Raw genomic sequence first — 19,038 nt, forward strand, 5'->3', positions numbered from 1 at the left:
GGCACGCATCAGGTCGTCACGAACCTCTTGGTCGAAGAGATCAACGAGACGTACGGCACGTCTCTCCAGACGATCAACGCGCCGGATATTCCGTCGCCGCAGCAGTAGAACCGGAGGCACCGCACACGGATCGCTCTTCCGAGCATCCAGTCACAACAGTCACTCCCACCCGCTATGCGCGGAGTCTCCCCGACCGGGGCGGCTCCGCGCATTTGTTTGCGGCGAAACGATCAGGCAAGTCCTATAGCGCCTGCTCGCTACAATGCCCGGTCGGCTACATGCCAGTCGTATCCGCCTCGACCGTATCCGACGGGGTCTGTTCCGTCTCATCCGCGCCTGCGTCGCCGTCAAGCTCCGGAGCTTCGGTCGCCGGGTCCAGCGAGTCCGGCGGCGGCATCTCGGCGTCGGCGTCAACCGTGTCACGCGACGACGGTCCGAAGACGCCGAGCTGTGCCCGGCTGGATGTATCGACCTGCGCGGTGTCGGAGGGGGCTCCTGCCGTATCTGCTGCCGCCGTATCGGCCGGCGTCGCCCCATCCGGCAGCACACCCGGCGCATCCCGGATAACGATCGATCCGTTCTCCGTACGCAGCGTGGCCGACACATCGCCTGCGCCGCGTTGCGCAATGTACCGAGCGCCGGCCCGGAGCGGCGCGAAGCGCTGCGGATCGAAGACGAGGCCCCGCACGAAAATGTCGCCGGCACTGGTTTCCGCTTCCACCTGGAGCGACGCGTCCGGCGGCACGGCCATCATCATGTCTCCGTTCGCGGTCGACAGGTTAACTGTCGCGTCTGTCGGGAGCCGGTCGAATTCGACCGAGACGTCGCCGTTTTGAATTTCAACGTTGACGCTCGCCGCCGCGCCCCGGATGTCGACCTCACCGTGCTGGTGCTCCACGCGAATGGGTCCCTTTACACCGATCATCGAGACGGGTCCTGCCGCGTGCTCTACGCGCAGCTTCACGCCGGACGGGATGCGTCCGCGAAGGTCTGCCGCGCTCCGGCTCTCGTCCGCCGCTTCCACGCTAAACGTGTACTCGCTCGATGTGCCCTCCTCCGTCACGCGAATGCCGTTCAGGCTTTCTCGGGCCTCCCCTTCATCGCCCCCCAGCCCGCGCTTGATGAACTCAAGGTCGGCGGTATTCGAGTCTGTGCCCTCCAGCAGGATGCTTCCGCGAAATCCCTTCAGGACGAGGGTCCGGTCGCCGGGAGCTACGGCCCGCTGCACGGATTCCGTCTCGACCGCGGGTCCGACGCGCGCTTTCCCATCGGCGCCGGTGACCACATCGGACGTTCCGCTTGGCTCACACCCCGAGAGAACAAAGATCAGGAACAGACCGGCTATGGCCGGCAGGTGTCGATCGCGTAGATATCCGGAAATCATGGCACGAGGGACGTTGCGAAAAGAAGGAAACGGGATCGAGCCGACGACCGGTCAGTGAATGTCGACGCTCTTGATGAAGCGACGCACAGCGAAGAAAGACCCCAGCCAGCCGAGCAGCACGCCGGCGACAACGATGCCTCCGGCAAGGGCCCACTCAGCATGGGGAAACGCATAGCTGATCGCCAGATCCGGAAGCTCGCGCAGCATCAAGCGGTAAAGCCCCCAGACGATGCCGGACGCCACCGTACCCGCGATCAGGCCCTGCAACACGCCTTCGACAAGAAACGGTCTTCGTACGAACGCATCGGTGGCTCCGACCAGTTTCATCGTGCGGATCAGAAGCCGGCGGGCGTAAATGGTGAGGCGGATCGTGTTGCCAACGAGGAAGATCGCGGCGAGAATGACGATGGCGCCCAGCACCAGACCGGCCAGGCTGACCAGACGCACGTTTTGCTGCACCCGGGCAAGGAGCGCCTGGTCGAAGACCACATCATCCACGTGATCGAACGACTGGATCTGACTCGCCATCTGCGAGATACTGTCCGTATGGATGTAACTCGTCTTGAGCTGCAGGCGAACGGATGCCGGGAGGAAGGGACCGTCGTCGTAGATCTCAGCGCCCTCCCCGAACTCCTCCGCGAAGATCTTCTGAGCCTCCTCCCGGCTCACGAACGTCGTCGTTGAAACCGCCGGGATCGTCTTCAACCGGGTATGCAGGGCCTCGGCCTGGCGCGTGGATGCATCCTCATCGACGAAGACTTCGACTTCGCCGACGCGATCCCGCAGCCAGGAGGACACATTCTGCGCCTCAAACGTGACGAGCGCGAAGAGCCCCACCAGGACCAGCGCCACCGACATGGCGCTCGTGGAGGCAAAAACGGCAAACTTTGCCCGGCGGAAGTTGGCGACGCCTTCGCGGATGGAGTACGGCAACATGCTGGGTCGGCTGGTAAACGGTACGTACACGCGGCCCGGATTCGATCGAACGAGGCGGGCCGGAAAGCAGGATACAAACTATGCCCGGAAGTTGCAGACCGTCCGCGGAAGGCGAGCGCAATAGAGGGTCGCCGAATGCCGACCCCGAGTTCAGGAATCGTCCGGAAGCGGCGCGGCCGGGTACGAACCCAGCACACGAAGGTCGGTCGTGACCTCGCGCAGGTTGTCCAGGGCGCGACCGACCGCCGGGTCGGTTGCTCGACCGCGAACATCCACGTAGAACAGGTAGCGGCCGGGCGATCCGACGAGGGGGCGACTCTCGATTTTCTCCAGGTCCAGATCTCGAAGGGCGAAGACCGCCAGACTCTTAAACAGCGCCCCCGGAACGTTTTCTCGAAGTGCAAACGCGAGCGACGTTTTGAACCGCTCTTCTCCCTCCTCCTCGGGGTGGACGGCCACATCCGCCGGGGCCAGCACGAGGAAGCGCGTGAAGTTCTGCGGGTCGTCCTCAATGCCATCTGCGAGGACGGTCAGGCCGTACCGGTCTGCCGCCTGCCGGCTGGCGATCGCCGCGACGGACGCGTCGCGCCCGGCGGCCACCTCGCGGGCCGCGCCTGCCGTGTCGGACGCCGCCTCGGTGCGGGCCTGAGGAACCAGCGAACGAATGGAGGAGCGGCACTGCCCCAGAGCCTGCGGGTGGGAACGAACGCACTGGATCGTGTTCAGCGAGACGTCGTCTACACCCATCAGGTGGTGACGAATCCGGACCTGGACCTCGCCGACGATCTCGACCGGGTGCGACCGCAGGTGGTCATAATTCACGTGCACGCTTCCGAAAAGCGAGTTTTCGATCGGCAGTATCGCGCGATCGGCAACGCCTCCTCCGACGGCTTCGAATGCATCGAGGAAGGTCTCGCACGGCACGAGTTCGCCCTCCGGGTACACACGACGCACCGCCTCTTCACTGTATGCGCCCGGCTCTCCCTGAAATGCAATGCGCATGATGGTCTGATCCGATGAAGCGTGAAGGTCGGGTGTGCGGGGACGCTACGGCGGTCTATCCACCGAGGGCCGACAATGCCTCCATGAGGGCCGACCAGCCCCAGCCGTCAACGTCGGACCGCGCGCGGAGCGTACACCAGAAGTCGAGAAGCATCATCTGGGCCGCGTGAATCGGTACGGCGATCCAGAACGAGCGGCACCGCCAGCAGAGGGCGCCAAGGGCGATGCCCCCGACAATCGACAGCATGGCTTCGGGCCAGGGCTTGTCGACGTGCAGCACGGCAAACGGGACGGCCTGCACGAAGATTGCGTACAGCCCGAGCTTGTGGATCGTGCCGAACAGCACGAAGCCGCGCCACAGATACTCCCATCCCATCCAGTAGAACAGAAAGAGGGCTTCGTAGATCAGGAAGAACTGCCAGTTGAATGCGGCCCCGCGGAAGTGAGGATACTGGCCCTGGAAGGCGCTTCCATCGCTCAAGATCCACGTTCCAACAGCAACCAGGGGGAGATACAACGCCGCAATCCCCGTTGCGAGCCGCCAATTTCCAAGTCCGATGCCACACTCACGCGCCGACCGGCCGAAAACGACGTACAGCACCAGAAGAGGCACCACAAAGCCGAGAATTCCCTTTGTCCCGAACCACCATCCCCACGACCAGAGCGTACGCCAGGAGGGGTCGAACCCGTCGGCGAGATGCCGGAGGAAGACGCTACGACTGCCGACGTTGAAGTGGAGGATGACGACGAAAGCAGCAAGCGTCAGAACGACCATCGTCTGCACGTCGAGCGTGCGCACGGCGCGCGTCACGCGGCGCCATTCGTCTTGAAAAAACGTGACCATGAAGATCGGAGTCGGCTGGACAGAGCGCGTCGGAAACCGGGCGTTGCACGCGAGGCAGCCCCCGACGGTTCAGTCCTCACCGCAGCGTGAACATCATCTGGTAACGGCCCGTCGGGCCCGAAACAAAAACGTCCGGCTCCCGGATCCGCCTCGAATCGAGACGCACGCGAGAGCCGGGCCGTTGGCACCGGGTTAGACGACGATTATCCGGTTGCCGCCACCCAGGTCTTGCACCAGCCGTTGGGGTGCACCGGACCCGGGAAGAGCGTGCATCCTCCACAATTCTCACCGGACGCAGGTTGCTGGTAAAAATTGCAGTTCGCGCAGTTCTGGTTCGGCTTCTCCGTCTGTTCGACGTACTCCAGAGCTTCGATCTGCGACTCTCGGCGATCGATCTCGCTCTGGCTGAGGCCGGACACATCGTCACACGTGAAGTCCGCGGAGGCGGTCGTGGATCCGCCGGCCGCGTCGGTGTCGGCGGTGTCAGCCGTTCCGGAATCGTCGGAGCCGCACCCGCTCAGGAGCGCGCCTGCACCAGCACCAGCAAAACCCAGCAGCGTCATTTTTTGAATGAACCCGCGCCGGGAGACACCTCTGGAGGCTCCATCGTTCTCGTTGTCGTCCTGGCGGGATGTGTCGGCATGGTCGGATGTCGATTTGCTCATGCGAATCGGGTTGGTTGCATGGAAAAGATCGTGGTCGGTGCAGGGATGCGACCCGGGCCGAACGACCCGGTCCATCCCCGTTGGGAGCAGGCACCGCAATCGGCAGATCTCTCTGACGATACGTACAGAGTTCTACGTTTCATGCCGAAATGCAAGCACAAACAACCGATTCTCCGTGAAGCCCAACCTTACATGTTATAACATTTATAAGAAACTCGCAGGGGGCCCGTCCGGCCTGGCTCACCCGGGTGCCACCTGTGACCGATGATCAGTCCCGTTTCCGCCGCCATGAAACAAGGCCTGATCAAAGAGAAAAGCCCGACCGGCGCGGAACCGGTCGGGCTGGCAAGAGCCCTGCGAGTCAAGATCGGTACCGTGCGAAATCCACGGTCGTCGATGCTACAGACGAACGAGTCGAGAACTCAGGCGCATCTCGCGGCACACACCTACTCGATCTCGATGCGACGGCGCTGGGCGGTCTCCGTCTTTGGAACGTGAACCGTCAAGACACCATCTTCGTATCGGGCTTCAATGTTTTCGGTATCGACGGAACTGGGAAGCGCAAACGTGCGGTGGAACGTGCCGAATGCGCGTTCCACCCGAACGCGTTCTTCGCCCTCGGCGGTGCGCTTCATCGTCCGCTCCCCGCTGATCGTCAGCGTGTTATTCTGAAGGTTAATGTTCAGATCGTCCTTCGTCATGCCCGGAACGTCAAGCTGGAGGTGATATCCATCCTCCGATTCAACCATGTCGGTTCTTGGCGTCCAGGTCGAGGACGTATTCCCGGCTCCGCTACCTTCGTTGAAGAAGCGACCGAAAATATCGTCGACTTCCCGCTGCAGGTTACGCAGCGTCCGCGTCGGAGAGTGTCGAGTCATCTGCGTCATAGTGATCACCTGTGTCAACAATTCGATGTTGTACAAGCCGAACGTCGAGCGTCGGGCATCACGTGCGCCCGATCACTTCGTGTAATGCACCAAACGAACATATCAACCACTATTCCAGCCGGGAGAATCGCGGGTTTGAGCGGCGGTGTCGATCGGTCCAGGCAACCAATTTCCGTCATTCCTGCATTTGCGAGCGACACTTCGTCACCGCGGATGCAACGCTGGCAGCGGCCGGTGTATGTCTGTCGGGCCGAATTTTCAGCCACCGGAAGCAATGGTAGGCTGCTGCGACCGGTGTGCGTCAGCGACGCGGTCAGACTGGGGAGGACGCTCCGCACCTGTCGACGACGCGGCCGACGCCGGCACGGCGTGCGCCTCGAGCCAGGGTCGAAGGCGCTCGCCGATGGCCTCCTGCTCGATCAGGAAGCCGTCATGCCCGTGCGGGGACTCGATCACATCCAGCGTGGCATTCGGTAGGTGGTTCGCCAGCTGTGTCTGCTCTTCCGCCGGATACAGGACGTCGGACGAGATGCCAATCACGAGCGCGGGTTGCTCCATGGTGCCAAGCACGTCCGGGTATGCACCGCGTCCGCGCGAGACGTCGTGCGAGTCCATCTGGCGCGTAAGATGAACGTAGCAGTTCGGGTCGAATCGCTCGTCCAGCTTTCGCCCCTGGTACCGGAGATAGCTCTCCACTTCGAAAGGAGCATCGCCCTCCTCGGCGCCGCCGTCGTTCGCCTGAAGACGACGGCCGAATCGTCCCTCGAAGGAGGCACGCGAGCGATAGGACACCATCGCTATCATGCGCGCCACCGAGAGCCCGCGCGAGGGGCGGGCTGACTCGGTATAGTGACCGCCGCGCCAGTCCGGGTCGGCGTAGATGGCCTGCCGCTGGGCCTCGCTCCACCCGATCTGCCAGGGAGAATGCCGTCCGCCTACCGCAATGGGAACGATCGACTGGACGAACGGACCGTTCATCGCCCATTCCAGGACGTGCATCCCGCCCATGGATCCGCCGACGGCCGCTGCGACGCGACGAACCCCGAGGCTCCAGAGCAGGCGATGGTGCAGACGAACGGTATCGCGAATGGTTGTCGCCGGGAAAGTGGGCCCGTACGGTGAACCGGTATCCGGATCGATCGTCACCGGTGAGCTTGTGCCATAAGGCGACCCGAGCGCGTTGGCACAGATGACGAAGTAGCGATCGGTGTCAAGCGGCCGGCCGGGGCCGATCAGTTCGTCCCACCATTCATCCACATGGGCGTTGCCGGTGAGCGCATGACACACGACGATAGCGTTCGTGCCCGCTTCGTTGAGCGTTCCCCAGGTTTGATACGTGACCTGGGCGTGTTTGAGGACGGCCCCGGACTCAAGTCCGTGGCGGTCGAAGGTTGTTGAGGGCATTGTGGTTCGTTCGAAGTCCGAGAGGCGAAAGCAGGGGGCCGACCCCACTATTGTCCGGGGTGCGGCGGAAAGAAGCCGCGCGGGAAGCCGCCGCTGCAGGCGGCTCCCCGATGCGGCGATCGTTCGTCACGCGGGCATCGCCTCTCGTGTGGCGGCAAGGGCTTGGCGGAAGTCCGCCTTCAGGTCCTCGATGTGCTCGATGCCCACGGAGACCCGGACGAGATCCGGCTCCACGCCGCTGGCTTTCTGCTCCTCCTCCGCGAGCTGCTGATGGGTCGTCGACGACGGGTGGATCACCAGCGTCTTGGCGTCGCCGACGTTCGCGAGGTGACTTGCCAGCTCCACGTTCTCGACGAAGGCCCGGCCGGCGTGTACGCCGCCCTCGACGCCGAAGGCCAGCACCGCGCCGTAGCCGTTCTTGAGGTACTGCGTAGCCCGCTGATGGTAGGGATGATCTTCCAGGCCGGGGTAGCTCACCCAGCTTACGCCGTCCTGCTTCTGCAGCCACCGCGCGAGGGCTAGGGCGTTGTCGTTGCTCCGCTGCACGCGTAGACTCAACGTTTCCAGTCCCTGCAAGAGGAGAAACGATCCAAACGGATTCTGCGACGGGCCGATGTCGCGCAACGCCTCGACACGAGCCCGAATGATAAACGCCATGTTCACGCCGAGGACGCCGTCGGGCCCGAACGTCTCCCAGAAGTTGAGGCCGTGGTATGACGGCGACGGCTCGTTGAAGCGGGGAAAGCGGCCGTTGTCCCACGGGAACGTGCCGGCATCCACGATGACGCCTCCGATCGTCGTGCCGTGGCCGCCGATCCATTTGGTCGCGCTCTCCACGACGATATCGGCGCCGTGCTCGATCGGACGGCAGGTGTAGCCTCCGGCACCGAACGTGTTGTCGACGACGAGGGGAACGCCATGCTCCTCACTCACCGCTTTCAACGCCGCGAAGTCCGGAACGCTAAAGCGAGGGTTGGAAATGGTTTCGACATAGATCGCCTTCGTATTCTCGTCAATCAGCGAGGCGACGGAGTCGGCATCGGGTCCGTCTGCGAACTTCACCTCGATGCCGAGCCGGGGAAACGTGTTTTTAAACTGGTTGAACGTTCCGCCGTAGAGGTGGCTGGACGCGACCACGTTGTCGCCGGCCTCTGCCAGCGTCGTGATGGTGAGGAACTGAGCCGACTGCCCGCTGGCGGTCGCAAGGGCCCCGACGCCGCCCTCCAGGGCTGCGACGCGTTTCTCGAACGCGTCGTTCGTCGGGTTCATGATTCTCGTGTAGATGTTGCCGAACTCTTTCAGAGCGAAGAGGTCGGCCCCGTGATCGGCGTCCTCGAAGGTAAAGGACGTGGACGCGTAGATGGGAACGGCCCGCGCGTGGGTGGTGGGGTCCGGCTCATGGCCGGCGTGGACCTGCAGCGTCTCGAAGCGGTGCGGGACGGGCGCTTCAGATTCGGTGCTGCCGTTGGTCGATGCGTCGGTCGTACTCATGGGGTCGGTCGTTTACGTAACGGAAGGAGTAGAGCGAGGGGCGCGACGCTCTCGGGCGTTCGCGCAGGCAGGCTCATCCGTTGAGACCGACGGTCGAGGAGATGGAACGTCGTGCTGCCGAACCACCCAAAAAACAGGTCGGTGGCACCGCCGCACGCCGCGTTGATCCATAGAAAAATCCTCTACCGCTCGGAATGCGGAAGAGGATCGGTGTCGCCCGGAAGGCGGGAGCGAGTCCCTTCCGCTCATCTGCCCTCGCCGTATGAACGTCTCAGTGGCGAGGCAGGAGGTGGCACCTATCCCGGCGATCGCGGGCGCGATCCTAACCGGGGGTTGCCAGGGTGTCGTCGGGCCTGAACCCTCAACCCTTCTGGATGAGCATGAAGCCAGAACAGCAGTCTGACATCCCGGGACCGGCCGTTGCCGGGACGGGATGCGTCTGCAGGCGGACCCAGAGATCCGCCGTGACTGTCGCTAGCTTCTATGGTAAATACATCGTGTCATGATGTCGGGCAAACCGGAGGGCTTACGCGAAGGTTCCGGACGATCGTTCAGCAGTGACGACGCCGTTACCTCTCGGGCACACGGAGCGGGACACGGCTAAAAGTGCATCCGGACGGACAGGAAGTTCGCGGCATCAGCGACGTACGGCTCCAGAACGAGGGCGTAGCTCACCTCAAGGTCCAGTTCCCCGATCGACTCGCGAACGCCGAACCCTGCGCTCGGACGCAGCCCGTCGGCCCCGTCCACCCCGATCCGGTCCAGTCCCCCACGCACCTCCAGGATCTCCGCCAGCGGATACGAAATGCCGACGCGCCCGCCGCTCCGGTGCAGCAGAAGAGACTCCGTCCGAAACCGACTCGTAGGCGCGCCTCCGGAGAAAGCCGGTACGCGCTCTCGTTGCTCCCGTCGGGTGAACCGGGACTCGTATTCGACCAGCACGTTAAGCCGTCCATCCGAAAGAAACCCGTAGCGACCGGCCAGCCTCAGCCGCACCGGGAACCGGTCCGTATTCGTCCGTCCGCCCTGCGCCGACGTATTCCACTCGTACTTGGCCAGAAGGTCCGACAGGACGAATGAAACGCTCGATCGATCATTGACCTCGTACGTCATCCCCAGATCAAGGCCGAAGCCGAGCGGGTTGTCGACGTCTTCGAGGTAGTTCGCCTGAAACAGCTTCAGCGAGGCGCCGATGGAGAGTCGCTCGGCAAAGCGATTCCCGAACGCGAGGAAGAGCGCGAACTCGTCGGTGGAAAGCGTCTCGGTCCGGTTGCCGTTCGAGTCGCGCCCGTCGATGTCATCCACGCCGGCACGGATCAGGCCTAGGGATACGCCGGCGGTCGGACCGAGCGGCGTTCCGAACTGCAGGGACTGAAACTGCCGGTCGAACGAGAGGAGTCCGACCGTGGCGGTCAGCGTCTGCTCGGTGGCCTCCGGCGCGAGAGCCGGGTTGTAATACGGGCTGACATTCGGCGCGCCGGAGGCGCCGAGCGCATTCCCGAGCGCCATGCCGCGCGCGTCGAAGCCCATACGGGCAAAGGCCCCGGCCGCAGCATCTTGCCCCTGCACGGGAGAAGCAATCCCGGCGAGGAGCGTCGCGAGCAAGAGAACCGATGTGAGTGAGCGAAGGGTCATGCGGGAACGAACGAGATCCGTGACGGGAGCGGCGATCGCAGCAGGGCCGCGAGTCATTCAACCAGGAGAATTTTTCCGCGGACGGTTCCGCGATCGGTCTCAACCGTGTAAAAGTACGTACCGTTCGGGAGCCGGAGTCCCCCCTCGTCCTTTCCGTCCCACGTGGTCTCGACCTGACCGGGGCCGACGTCGTCGCGGATCGTGCGGACGCGGTTCATAGCGAAGTCGTAAATATCGATGCGGACGGAGGAGGCCTCCCCGGTTTCGTAGCGGATGCGCGTGATCTGGTCGCTGGCCGGCGAAAACGGATTCGGGTAGGCGTAGGTAGCGACGTCCGGTGCCGCATCCGTCGGTTCCTCGGGATTGACCGGCGCACTGGTCCGGAAGATGCGCCAGGTGCGACCTTCGTCCGTGCTGCGTAACAGCCCGTCGGTGGTGCCGAGCCAGAGGGCGCGCGGCGTCGTCACGACGGCACGGAGTCCGATGCTCGGCGGAAGGGCGTCCGCCTCGCCTTCTTCCGGGGGGAAGGTCGTCCGTGAGATCCACGTACGTCCGCCGTCATCGCTTTGGAAGAGCGCGTTTTCGGCGGCGGCGTAGACGCGGTCGCCCCGAAAGGCGAAATCGTACACCCGCTCGCCGATGAGCGTCTGCCGGTACGTCTGCCCGCCGTCGGTCGTGACGGTCACCCCGAAGCGGTCCGTCGGGTCGAGCGCCCAGGACGCGATCCAGACCGGGTTGCGGCCGGGCAGCGGCTGCTCCTGAATACGGACGACGCTATTGCCGGTTAGAAAATTGCTGGTCCCGTCGGCGATGATGTGGAGCCAGGCTCTCTGCCCGTCGATGATGTCCTGTGGCCGCGAGCGATTGATCCCTGCCGCCGTGCCGACCCAGACCGTTCCCGTTTCGTCCACCAGCGTGCTGAATACGAAGTGATTCCGGTTGCCCCGGCCGTCGTTCAGGGGCGGGCCGAGCGTGAAGTCGTTAGGCTGATCCGGCGTGATGGAAACGGCGGTATCGGGCGGCAGCACGACCCGGCTCCACGTCTGGCCGCCGTCGGTCGTGCGACGGAGCCCGCTGCGAGCCCCGGCCAGCCACGTCGTGCCGGACGCCGCATCGAACGCTACGTCCTGCGGCGCAGCACCGGAAGGTTGAACGATCGGGATGGCCGACAGCGTCGATCCGCCGTAGCTGATCGTGGAGTCGGCGGGTTCGTCGAGGGGCGGGTTCAGCAGCGAAAACGACGTCCCGCCGTCGCGCGAGACGAGCAACCCGCCGGCCGTCGGTTGGTCGTCCGTCCCCGCAAACGCAAGCCCTGCCCAGATCGTGGACGCAGGAAACGGGTCGCTCACGACGTCGAGCGCGAAAACGACGTTGTCATCCTCGAGCAGGACCGGTTCGTCCGCCGTCTGAAAGCGCTCGGCCTCCGGCGCGTCCTCCAGGTACACGGACAGGAGCGGCCCGTGCCACAGGGAGTCGCCGCCCGCCTCCATGATCTGGATGAAGTTGCTGATCACCGTCCCGCCCTCGATCGGGGACAGCCGCTTTGCCTGCTTCTCCCAGAGCGAGGAGTCGCGGTCGGACTGCGCGCGCACGTCGGACGCTCCGACGAGGAGGGCCGCCAGGAGGAAGATTGAAAGGAGTCGCATGGAGCGAAGCGGGGTACGAAAATATGGGGATCGGGGGGCGGACAGGTGCGCAGCGGCCGCGGAACCAGGCGGTTTACGACGTGCCCGGCAGAACGCGGACCTGTCCGAGGCCGACGTTGCTGGTGAGGCTGTCGGTATCGACGGCGAAGACGCGGACGGTGTAGACCGCATCCGCGCGGGGAAGCGTCAGGTCGATCGCGGAGCCGTACAGATCGGTTTCGCCCGGCAACAGGGGAAGCGTACCGTCGAGTGCAGAACCGGGGGCGGATGACGCTTCGATCGTAAATACGACGCGTTCGATCTCACTATCGGCATCGGTGACCGCCGTGACGAGGCGCAGGTCGACCGTGAGCGTCGAGTCGGTCACGCGACCCGGGGTCAGCGTGTCGGGGTTGACGGCATCCGGGGAGTACGCAAAATCGGCAACGACGGGCGGCTCCGGCGACGTGTCCGACGCACCGGGCGCCTGATCGCATGCCGCGAACAACAGGAACACGACGGCGACGACCGCCGGGATGGTCACACGTGCGGGAGGGTCGAACACGAGATGTGCAGGTGGGAGAAATACACTTACGAGAGGGGGAACGCGTCAGACGACGGACCGCCGCCGACATCCGGCGATCTACAGTATAGCGATTAACCGGAGGGGATCAAACCTGGCCGCTGCCCCGGATGCAGGCACGGGTGGGATTACACCAGATAGATCGGCCGGAAGCTGAAGCAAAGGAAGAAGATGGCGATACTGATGTAGCCGAGGAGTCGCCGCCGGGGTGTGAGCGGTTCCCGGTATCGGACGGGCGGATGTTCGACCCGGACGAAGAAGACGATCAGCGCCGTCCATACCAGCCATCCGCTGTACCCGAAGTGCGTGTAGGGTTCACCCAGCCAGACCGCCGAATGAGCGCCGGCAAGCACAGCCAGCATCGACGTTGCGATGTACCGGTGGTCTCCGTTAAACGTCTTGTACAGATAGACGAAGAGGATACCGGCGAGAATGAAGTACGTCGCGTCCCCGAGCCAGTCGGAGATGCTGTAGAGCTCCGGTCGCGCAGATTGCAGGAATCCGATGCTTCCCGACAGCAGCAACAGTAGTACGAATCCGCGCGCCAGCCGCCGGTGCCACGTTTCCCCGAACAGGGCGTAGAGGATGTGACCACCGTCGAGCTGCCCGACCGGAAGCAGGTTGAGCGCCGTGAAGAAGAGCCCGAGCCATCCGGCGTAGAGCACCGGATAGTGGTAGAGCTCATACATCGGCGGAACGTGTTCGAAAAACTGCGAGAGGATCCAGAACAGGAGCGTTTCTCCCAGAACAATCACCTCTCCCCCCTCGCTCTCCGGCATGGTGTCCGGAAACGTGCCGAACGCGCGGATGTGCTCTTTCAGCGCGTCGTGGCCGGCCAGGTCAAGCAGGTACTCCGGCGGAGGAAGCGTCACGAATCCGTACAGGATTGCCGCAAGGGCGACGACGAACCCAGCAAGGGGACCGGCCACACCGATGTCGAACAGCTTGCGTTCGCTCGGAATCGGCTCGCGAATGCGAATGACAGCCCCGAGGGTGCCGATCGGAAGGACGGGAAGCGGAATGTAGTACGGGAGCGAGGTGTTGATCCGATGATGCCGGGCGGCAAAGTAATGCCCGAACTCGTGGACCGTCAGTGCCCCCAACAGGGCGAAGGAGTACATGATGCCGTCCCACAGCATGTAGCTGTAGCCCTGCGCCTCATAGACCTCGACGCGCCCCGCAAACATACCGCCCACGTAGACCGTCGAGGCGACCGTCAGTAGAAAGAGAAGGAGGTGAAGCCACGTGCGATCCTTGTAGGTCTTCTGCTGCGGTCGCGCGGCAGACGAGGCGGGGCCGTTCTCCGGGCCGTTTCCCCCGGACGTCACCGAGACGGTGATTCGATCGGGCGGCAAAGGACCTCCACCCTCCAGACCACCGGCACGGCCGTTCCCCTGCGGCTTCGACGGCGAACCAGAGCGTTCATCGTGATCCTGACGCGACCCCTGGTTCGCATCGTCCGAGTGCCGGACGTCGTCGGAGGCCCGATCCGGTCCCGTTCTGTCCGAGGACGTGCCGTTGCCGGATGAATCGGAGGAGGACCGTTCGGACCGCTGAGAATCAGAATCCACGTGTTCGACGACGTTCGTCAGGGGAAGAGCACAGACCGCAGGGAAGAACAGCAACGGGCGGGCCGGAAATGAGCCAATTAATGAGCCCATTGCCGCCCGGCCACTGCCATAGCGTGAATGCACCGCCCGTGGGTGAAGTTCGTTCCCGGGTGCACCTCTCCCCTCCAGGTCCGTCAGTCAGAGAGGCGGTCGAGCCCTTCCTGGATGCGGTCCATGGCCGTCTCCAGGTCTTCCATCGACGACGCATAGGAAATGCGGAGCCCGTTCGGGGCACCGAAGGCGGTACCGGGGACCAGGGCCACGTGCTGTTCTTCGAGAAGGTAGAAGCAGAGGTCGCTGCTATCCTCGATCGACGTGCCACCTGGTGTCGTAGAACCGAAAAATGCCGACACGTCGGGGTAAAGGTAGAAGGCGCCCTTCGGCATCGGACAGCGGATCCCGTCGATTTGCCGGAGGCGCTCCACCATATAGTCGCGCCGTTGCCGGAATGCTTCAACCATTCGGTACACCGGCGCCATGTCCATGGTCATGGCGGCCGTTCCGGCTTTCTGCGAGACGCTGCACGGAGCAGAAGTGAACTGTCCCTGGACCTTCGCGCAGGCCTTCGTGATGGGCTCGGGAGCAGCCAGATAGCCGAGGCGCCACCCGGTCATCGCGAATCCTTTCGAGAAGCCGTTCACGGTGATCGTGCGGTCGTACATCCCGTCGAGCGAGGCAAACGAGACGTGCTCCGCGTCGTCGAACAGGACGTACTCGTAGATCTCGTCGGCGAGGACGTAGACGTCCGGATACCGGCGAAACACCTCGGCGAGGGCTTCGAGCTCTTCCTCGGTGTACACCGATCCGGTGGGATTCGACGGGGAGCAGAGAATGAAGAGCCGCGTACGATCCGTGATAGCCTCATCGACCTGCTCGGGCGTCAGGCGGTACTCGTTTTCGACGGAAGCGGACACGACGACCGGTTCAGCCCCCGCGAACCGCGCCATCTCCGGGTAGCTAACCCAGTACGGCGCAGGAATGAGAACCTCGTCACCTTCATCGCAGAGCACGGTCGTGGCCAGAGCGATGGACTGCTTCGCTCCGTTGCTGCAGAGAATCTGCGACGGCTCGTACTGCAGGCCGTTGTCGCGGGCGAGCTTGTTACTGATGGCCTCGCGCAGCTCCATCCCGCCGGGATTTTCCGTGTAGTGCGTGTACCCGGAACGGATGGCTTCGATGCCCGCCTCCGAAATCGTGCGGGGCGTGTCGAAGTCCGGTTCGCCCGCGCTGAGCGCAACCACAGGGTGTCCCTTGCGCCGCATTTCGGTCGCGCGCGACTTCATCGCGAGGGTGGCGGACGGCTGCATGGCCGCCACGCGGTCGTTGAAGCGAATGGAAGACGTGTCGGTCGGCATGGGCGGTCAGGAAGATAAAATCAGTAGTTGTGCGACGACGCGTGCGGTCGGGGACGGACCGGCGGCCGTGCGGACGGGGATGCAACATGGGCCGGACGGACCCCCGCCGATCAGGTCGTGCCGGCGGTTGCTTTTTTTTCCGCGAGGGCGGCGACGACAGGCGGGGGCACGAACTTCGAAACGTCGCCGTCCCAGCGGTGGGCGTCACGGACCATGGAAGAGCTGATGAGGGCGTACTCCTCGGAGGTCATCAGAAAAACGGTTTCCACCTCATCGTAGAGTTTGCGGTTGGCAAATGCCATCCGGAACTCGTAGTCAAAGTCGCTCACCTGCCGGAGGCCGCGAACGAGTGCCCGGGCACCTACGGCCTCGGCGCGGTCCACGATCAACCCCTCGTGGGATGCGACGCTGACCCCGTCCAGATCGACGGTGCACTGGCGGATGAGGTCGATCCGCTCCTGCGTGGAGAAAAGTGTCTTCTTCTCGGCGTTGATGCCGACGGTGACCTCAACGCGGTCGAACAGCCGAAGCGCGCGCTCCAGGATGTCGCGATGCCCGAAGGTGAACGGGTCGAAGGTGCCGGGGTAAAGGGCGACGGGGTCGGGCATACGAGCACGATGGCGGTGGAAAGGGGTGCATGGCGGCCGCGTCAGGAGCCGGGCGATTCCTCTTCATCGGATTGGACGCCTCCGGTGTCGTCGCGGTCCGACACGTCCTCCGGTGCCGGAGCAGCCGGCGCTTCGTCCTCGGAAAACGACGCTCCCAGCACGTCGGCAATGAGATCGTCCCCGTCCGACGTCACGTCGTCGGTCTCAGCCCCGGCGGATGCTGCCTCGTCGGATGCTGCTTCGTCGGATGCTGCCTCTTCCTCGTCCTTCGGCGGTAGAGGCGGGCGGAAGATCGTGACAATGGTTCGCCCGTACTTCCGGCTCGTCATCTGGTTGGGGTGCTCGTCGAACCAGTCGTGGGAACTGTGCTCGAGCGTGAGCACGCCGTCTGTCTGCAGGTGAGGAATACCCAGGTCGGGGATGTCCCGCAGTCCCTCAAGGTCGTATGGCGGATCTGCGAGGATAAGGTCGAGTTCCGGCCCGTTGTAGCGGCGCAGGTACGTCAGCGCATCGCCGTTTATGAATATGCACTGGTCGGACACACCCAGTTCTTCGGCATTCTGACGGGCGAACGCCAGGACCTCTGCATCCTGTTCGACGAATGTGACGAGTGAGGCGCCCCGGCTGATCGCTTCGAGTCCGAGCGCTCCGGTTCCCGCAAACATATCCAGCACTTCGGCTCCCTCAAGATAGATGCGGCTGTCCACGAGGGCGAAGAGCGACTCGCGCGTTCGCGCAGTCGACGGCCGGGTCATGTGCCCGGGCGGGGAGGAAAGACCGTGTCCGCGAAAGCGTCCGGCGATGATGCGCATAGCGACTCAAACAAATTCCAGTAGGAGCAGTGGGTGAGGCGTTCCCGCCCGGCGAGGCCCGCGCAAGAAACACGGCCACGGAGCCGTCGGGAGCGCACGCCATGGATCAAACGCCGCCTCGCGCCCGAACCGTAGCGAACTCACAGGAGCGCTCCGACACATGGCGCAAAGGCGCCGACGTCGAGCCGCGTGCCGAATCGACTCCGATCCGCACGAAGCGCGCTCAGCGGATCCAGCGTCTCCGGCTCCACGCCGAAAATGGTCTGGAACGGCGCGTACGCGTTCGAATCCACGTCGAGCCCGTAGACGAAGAGGCGCCCGACCGCGCCGGGGGAGACCCCGAGACGGTTCAACAGACCGATCGCAAAATACAACCGGTCCGTTGGCGTATCGGCCTCATGGGTGTAATGGCTGTGGTACCACTGCCGGTCCCGAGAAAGTGTGTATTCTGTGTGTCCGTCATAGCGACCCACCGACATAGTAAAGGGCCGGAGCGCCTGCGCCTGCGTGATCCCAGTGAGATCGGTCTGAGCAGCAACCCTCGCGGCGGCCTGCGTACTGACGACCCAGTCGAAGCCCGTGACGGGAAGCGAACTGGCGAGGTGCCCCAGGCGCTCATGGACGGCGCCGGGGGTGGCGAGTACGTGTACCCACATGACCGCCTCGCCTTCGCTGTCCTGGGCGGTGCGGACGGTCTGCGACGCGAGGTCCAGGCCCTCCGGGTCGCGCGTACCGGTCAGCAGGGCGGCCTGCTGATGAATCTGCTCCTGTCGGCTCCGCACCGGCAACTCCGCCGCGATGGGCGTAAAGAAGGTGAAGGAGTCCGGCGGATGGACGCAGATTCGAAGCCGCGATGCTTCCGTCTCATCAAACGCCTCCTGCAGTGCAGCGACGACCTCGCCGCCGTGTGGCGGTGCCCCCGACCGGACCAGATCATCGACCACGTCGAAGTCGAAGCTGCAACTGCCCAGCCGAAGCAGTCGAGGGGGCGCGTCCTCCTCATTTTCGACCTCGGCATACCGAAGCTGCGAGCCGTAGATATCGATCGCTGCGAGGACCGCTTCACTCATGCCGGTTCAGATATACGTCGAGGCGATCACGGGATACGCTCCGGCGTCCCTTTCATCACGAAGTACCGTGAAAGCGGGGCCGGACGGGCATATATCGTGGAAAGGTACGGTGCGAATACGTCAGATGCGACGCCGGATTATCCTACGTCCCGGGCACAGCAGGGATTCGGCGTAGCGAACCGATCCGGATGGCGCCGGCACCGGTAACGGCGAAGCGCCCCGAACGGACGCTCGTGGCAGCAGCAGATGCCGCCACATGGTCGCCTCCGGCCGATCGATCGGTAAACGATGCCCGCGAAACAGGCCCGTCCGTTACGGACAGACGGCCGTGCCGCTGCGGGATCGATCGATTACTCCCAGGACGCAACGTTTGTCTGCGTCGGATCGCCGGAAAGGGTTCCGATCTTATCATCCGTGTCCGGATCTTCGAGCAGATAGGTCTCGACCTTTCCGGTATCACTGACGGTATACAGGAATCGGTTGCCCGTGCGCGGAGAAAAGAACAGGGAATCCAGGTTCAACGGCCCACCGAAGATGCTATCCTGTGCGGTGCGAAGGAGCGAGTCGCGCTCGATGTGTACCCGGAGGGTGTCGAGTGAATCCGGGAAGCTGGCACTGTCGCGCTCGTAGTCGACGAGAGCGGTGCGAATGTTCGACATCCGCTCGCGGGTCTGCTCCGTGAGTTCCTGCTGTCGCTCGATTCGTTCGTACGGTTCGGTGATCGCCCGGTAGAGAAAGTAAGAAAGGACGATAATAGCGATCCCCAACACGATTTGAACTCCGGTGCGAAGGTTCTGGCGGCTCGCAGCCATGTGGGCGTCAACGATGATTGATTGTAAAAAGCGAATCGAACGACGCTGCCGCGCAAGCAGCGACACAAGAACGAATATGCAATCCTGGCGTCCGTCCAGCCCGTTCACAATGGTCGGACAATGACCCGGCGGGTGCGTAGTTCGAGCCGGGAGACAGCGCTGCAAGGAACGACATCGCGGGCAGAACGGCAACACGGCCAAAAGTACATGCCGACCTTGCGAAATGCAACCAGCGTCGAACGAGGATCCGACGTTAACGGGGAATTCGGTCAGGGTCAAGCGTTTGCGCGCCGCGGTCCACCGAAACCCGGAGGC

17 protein-coding genes and 1 riboswitch are annotated in these 19,038 nt (G+C 63.8%); all 17 genes read right to left on the reverse strand.

What is annotated here, in order from left to right; genetic code table 11:
* Nucleotides 1-274: 274 nt before the first annotated feature.
* The 17 genes from ACFCU0_RS10315 to ACFCU0_RS10395 all read right to left on the reverse strand — a co-directional run bounded on the left by ACFCU0_RS10315 (nt 275) and on the right by ACFCU0_RS10395 (nt 18,723).
* Nucleotides 275-1,384 carry a DUF4097 family beta strand repeat-containing protein gene (locus tag ACFCU0_RS10315; protein ID WP_434973585.1) on the reverse strand — a complete coding sequence of 370 codons (1,110 nt, stop codon included), beginning with the start codon at nt 1,382-1,384 and terminating at the stop codon, nt 275-277.
* 51 nt (nt 1,385-1,435) lie between these two features.
* The gene (locus tag ACFCU0_RS10320) at nt 1,436-2,320 is read right to left on the reverse strand and encodes a cell division protein FtsX (RefSeq protein ID WP_434973586.1); all 885 of its coding nucleotides are present in this window, start codon (nt 2,318-2,320) and stop codon (nt 1,436-1,438) included.
* Between the two features lie 150 nt (nt 2,321-2,470).
* Nucleotides 2,471-3,322, reverse strand: a complete 852-nt coding sequence (gene pheA / locus ACFCU0_RS10325) for a prephenate dehydratase (protein ID WP_434973587.1) — start codon at nt 3,320-3,322, stop codon at nt 2,471-2,473.
* A 55-nt stretch (nt 3,323-3,377) separates the two neighbouring features.
* On the reverse strand, nt 3,378-4,166 hold the full coding sequence (locus tag ACFCU0_RS10330; protein ID WP_434973588.1) for a CPBP family intramembrane glutamic endopeptidase: 789 nt from the start codon (nt 4,164-4,166) through the stop codon (nt 3,378-3,380).
* A 203-nt stretch (nt 4,167-4,369) separates the two neighbouring features.
* Nucleotides 4,370-4,831: a high-potential iron-sulfur protein gene (locus tag ACFCU0_RS10335; RefSeq protein ID WP_434973589.1), complete on the reverse strand. Its 462-nt coding sequence runs from the start codon at nt 4,829-4,831 to the stop codon at nt 4,370-4,372.
* Nucleotides 4,832-5,277: 446 nt separating this feature from the next.
* A complete protein-coding gene (locus ACFCU0_RS10340; RefSeq protein ID WP_434973590.1) occupies nt 5,278-5,709 on the reverse strand; it encodes an Hsp20/alpha crystallin family protein in 432 nt (143 codons plus the stop codon).
* A 267-nt stretch (nt 5,710-5,976) separates the two neighbouring features.
* The gene (gene metX / locus ACFCU0_RS10345; RefSeq protein ID WP_434973591.1) at nt 5,977-7,122 is read right to left on the reverse strand and encodes a homoserine O-acetyltransferase MetX; all 1,146 of its coding nucleotides are present in this window, start codon (nt 7,120-7,122) and stop codon (nt 5,977-5,979) included.
* Nucleotides 7,123-7,248: 126 nt separating this feature from the next.
* Complete coding sequence (locus ACFCU0_RS10350) at nt 7,249-8,613, reverse strand: O-acetylhomoserine aminocarboxypropyltransferase/cysteine synthase family protein (RefSeq protein ID WP_434973592.1); 1,365 nt, start codon at nt 8,611-8,613, stop codon at nt 7,249-7,251.
* Between the two features lie 242 nt (nt 8,614-8,855).
* Nucleotides 8,856-8,994, reverse strand: a riboswitch (SAM riboswitch).
* 219 nt (nt 8,995-9,213) lie between these two features.
* The gene (locus tag ACFCU0_RS10355; RefSeq protein WP_434973593.1) at nt 9,214-10,248 is read right to left on the reverse strand and encodes a PorV/PorQ family protein; all 1,035 of its coding nucleotides are present in this window, start codon (nt 10,246-10,248) and stop codon (nt 9,214-9,216) included.
* 53 nt (nt 10,249-10,301) lie between these two features.
* A complete protein-coding gene (locus tag ACFCU0_RS10360) occupies nt 10,302-11,894 on the reverse strand; it encodes a FlgD immunoglobulin-like domain containing protein (RefSeq protein WP_434973594.1) in 1,593 nt (530 codons plus the stop codon).
* A 73-nt stretch (nt 11,895-11,967) separates the two neighbouring features.
* Nucleotides 11,968-12,438 (reverse strand): hypothetical protein, encoded by a 471-nt coding sequence (locus ACFCU0_RS10365; protein ID WP_434973595.1) that lies wholly within the window; start codon nt 12,436-12,438, stop codon nt 11,968-11,970.
* Nucleotides 12,439-12,584: 146 nt separating this feature from the next.
* Nucleotides 12,585-14,027, reverse strand: coding sequence for a site-2 protease family protein (locus ACFCU0_RS10370; RefSeq protein ID WP_434973596.1), 1,443 nt, complete (start codon nt 14,025-14,027; stop codon nt 12,585-12,587).
* A gap of 173 nt (nt 14,028-14,200) precedes the next feature.
* Nucleotides 14,201-15,421 (reverse strand): pyridoxal phosphate-dependent aminotransferase, encoded by a 1,221-nt coding sequence (locus ACFCU0_RS10375; RefSeq protein WP_434973597.1) that lies wholly within the window; start codon nt 15,419-15,421, stop codon nt 14,201-14,203.
* Between the two features lie 110 nt (nt 15,422-15,531).
* Nucleotides 15,532-16,029, reverse strand: coding sequence for a pantetheine-phosphate adenylyltransferase (gene coaD, locus ACFCU0_RS10380; protein WP_434973598.1), 498 nt, complete (start codon nt 16,027-16,029; stop codon nt 15,532-15,534).
* 41 nt (nt 16,030-16,070) lie between these two features.
* Complete coding sequence (locus tag ACFCU0_RS10385) at nt 16,071-16,841, reverse strand: RsmD family RNA methyltransferase (RefSeq protein WP_434973599.1); 771 nt, start codon at nt 16,839-16,841, stop codon at nt 16,071-16,073.
* A 140-nt stretch (nt 16,842-16,981) separates the two neighbouring features.
* Nucleotides 16,982-17,911, reverse strand: coding sequence for a hypothetical protein (locus tag ACFCU0_RS10390; RefSeq protein ID WP_434973600.1), 930 nt, complete (start codon nt 17,909-17,911; stop codon nt 16,982-16,984).
* 350 nt (nt 17,912-18,261) lie between these two features.
* A complete protein-coding gene (locus tag ACFCU0_RS10395; RefSeq protein WP_434973601.1) occupies nt 18,262-18,723 on the reverse strand; it encodes a hypothetical protein in 462 nt (153 codons plus the stop codon).
* Nucleotides 18,724-19,038: the final 315 nt, after the last annotated feature.

It is taken from the genome of Longibacter sp., from assembly GCF_051155795.1.
Classification (GTDB): domain Bacteria; phylum Bacteroidota; class Rhodothermia; order Rhodothermales; family Salinibacteraceae; genus Longibacter.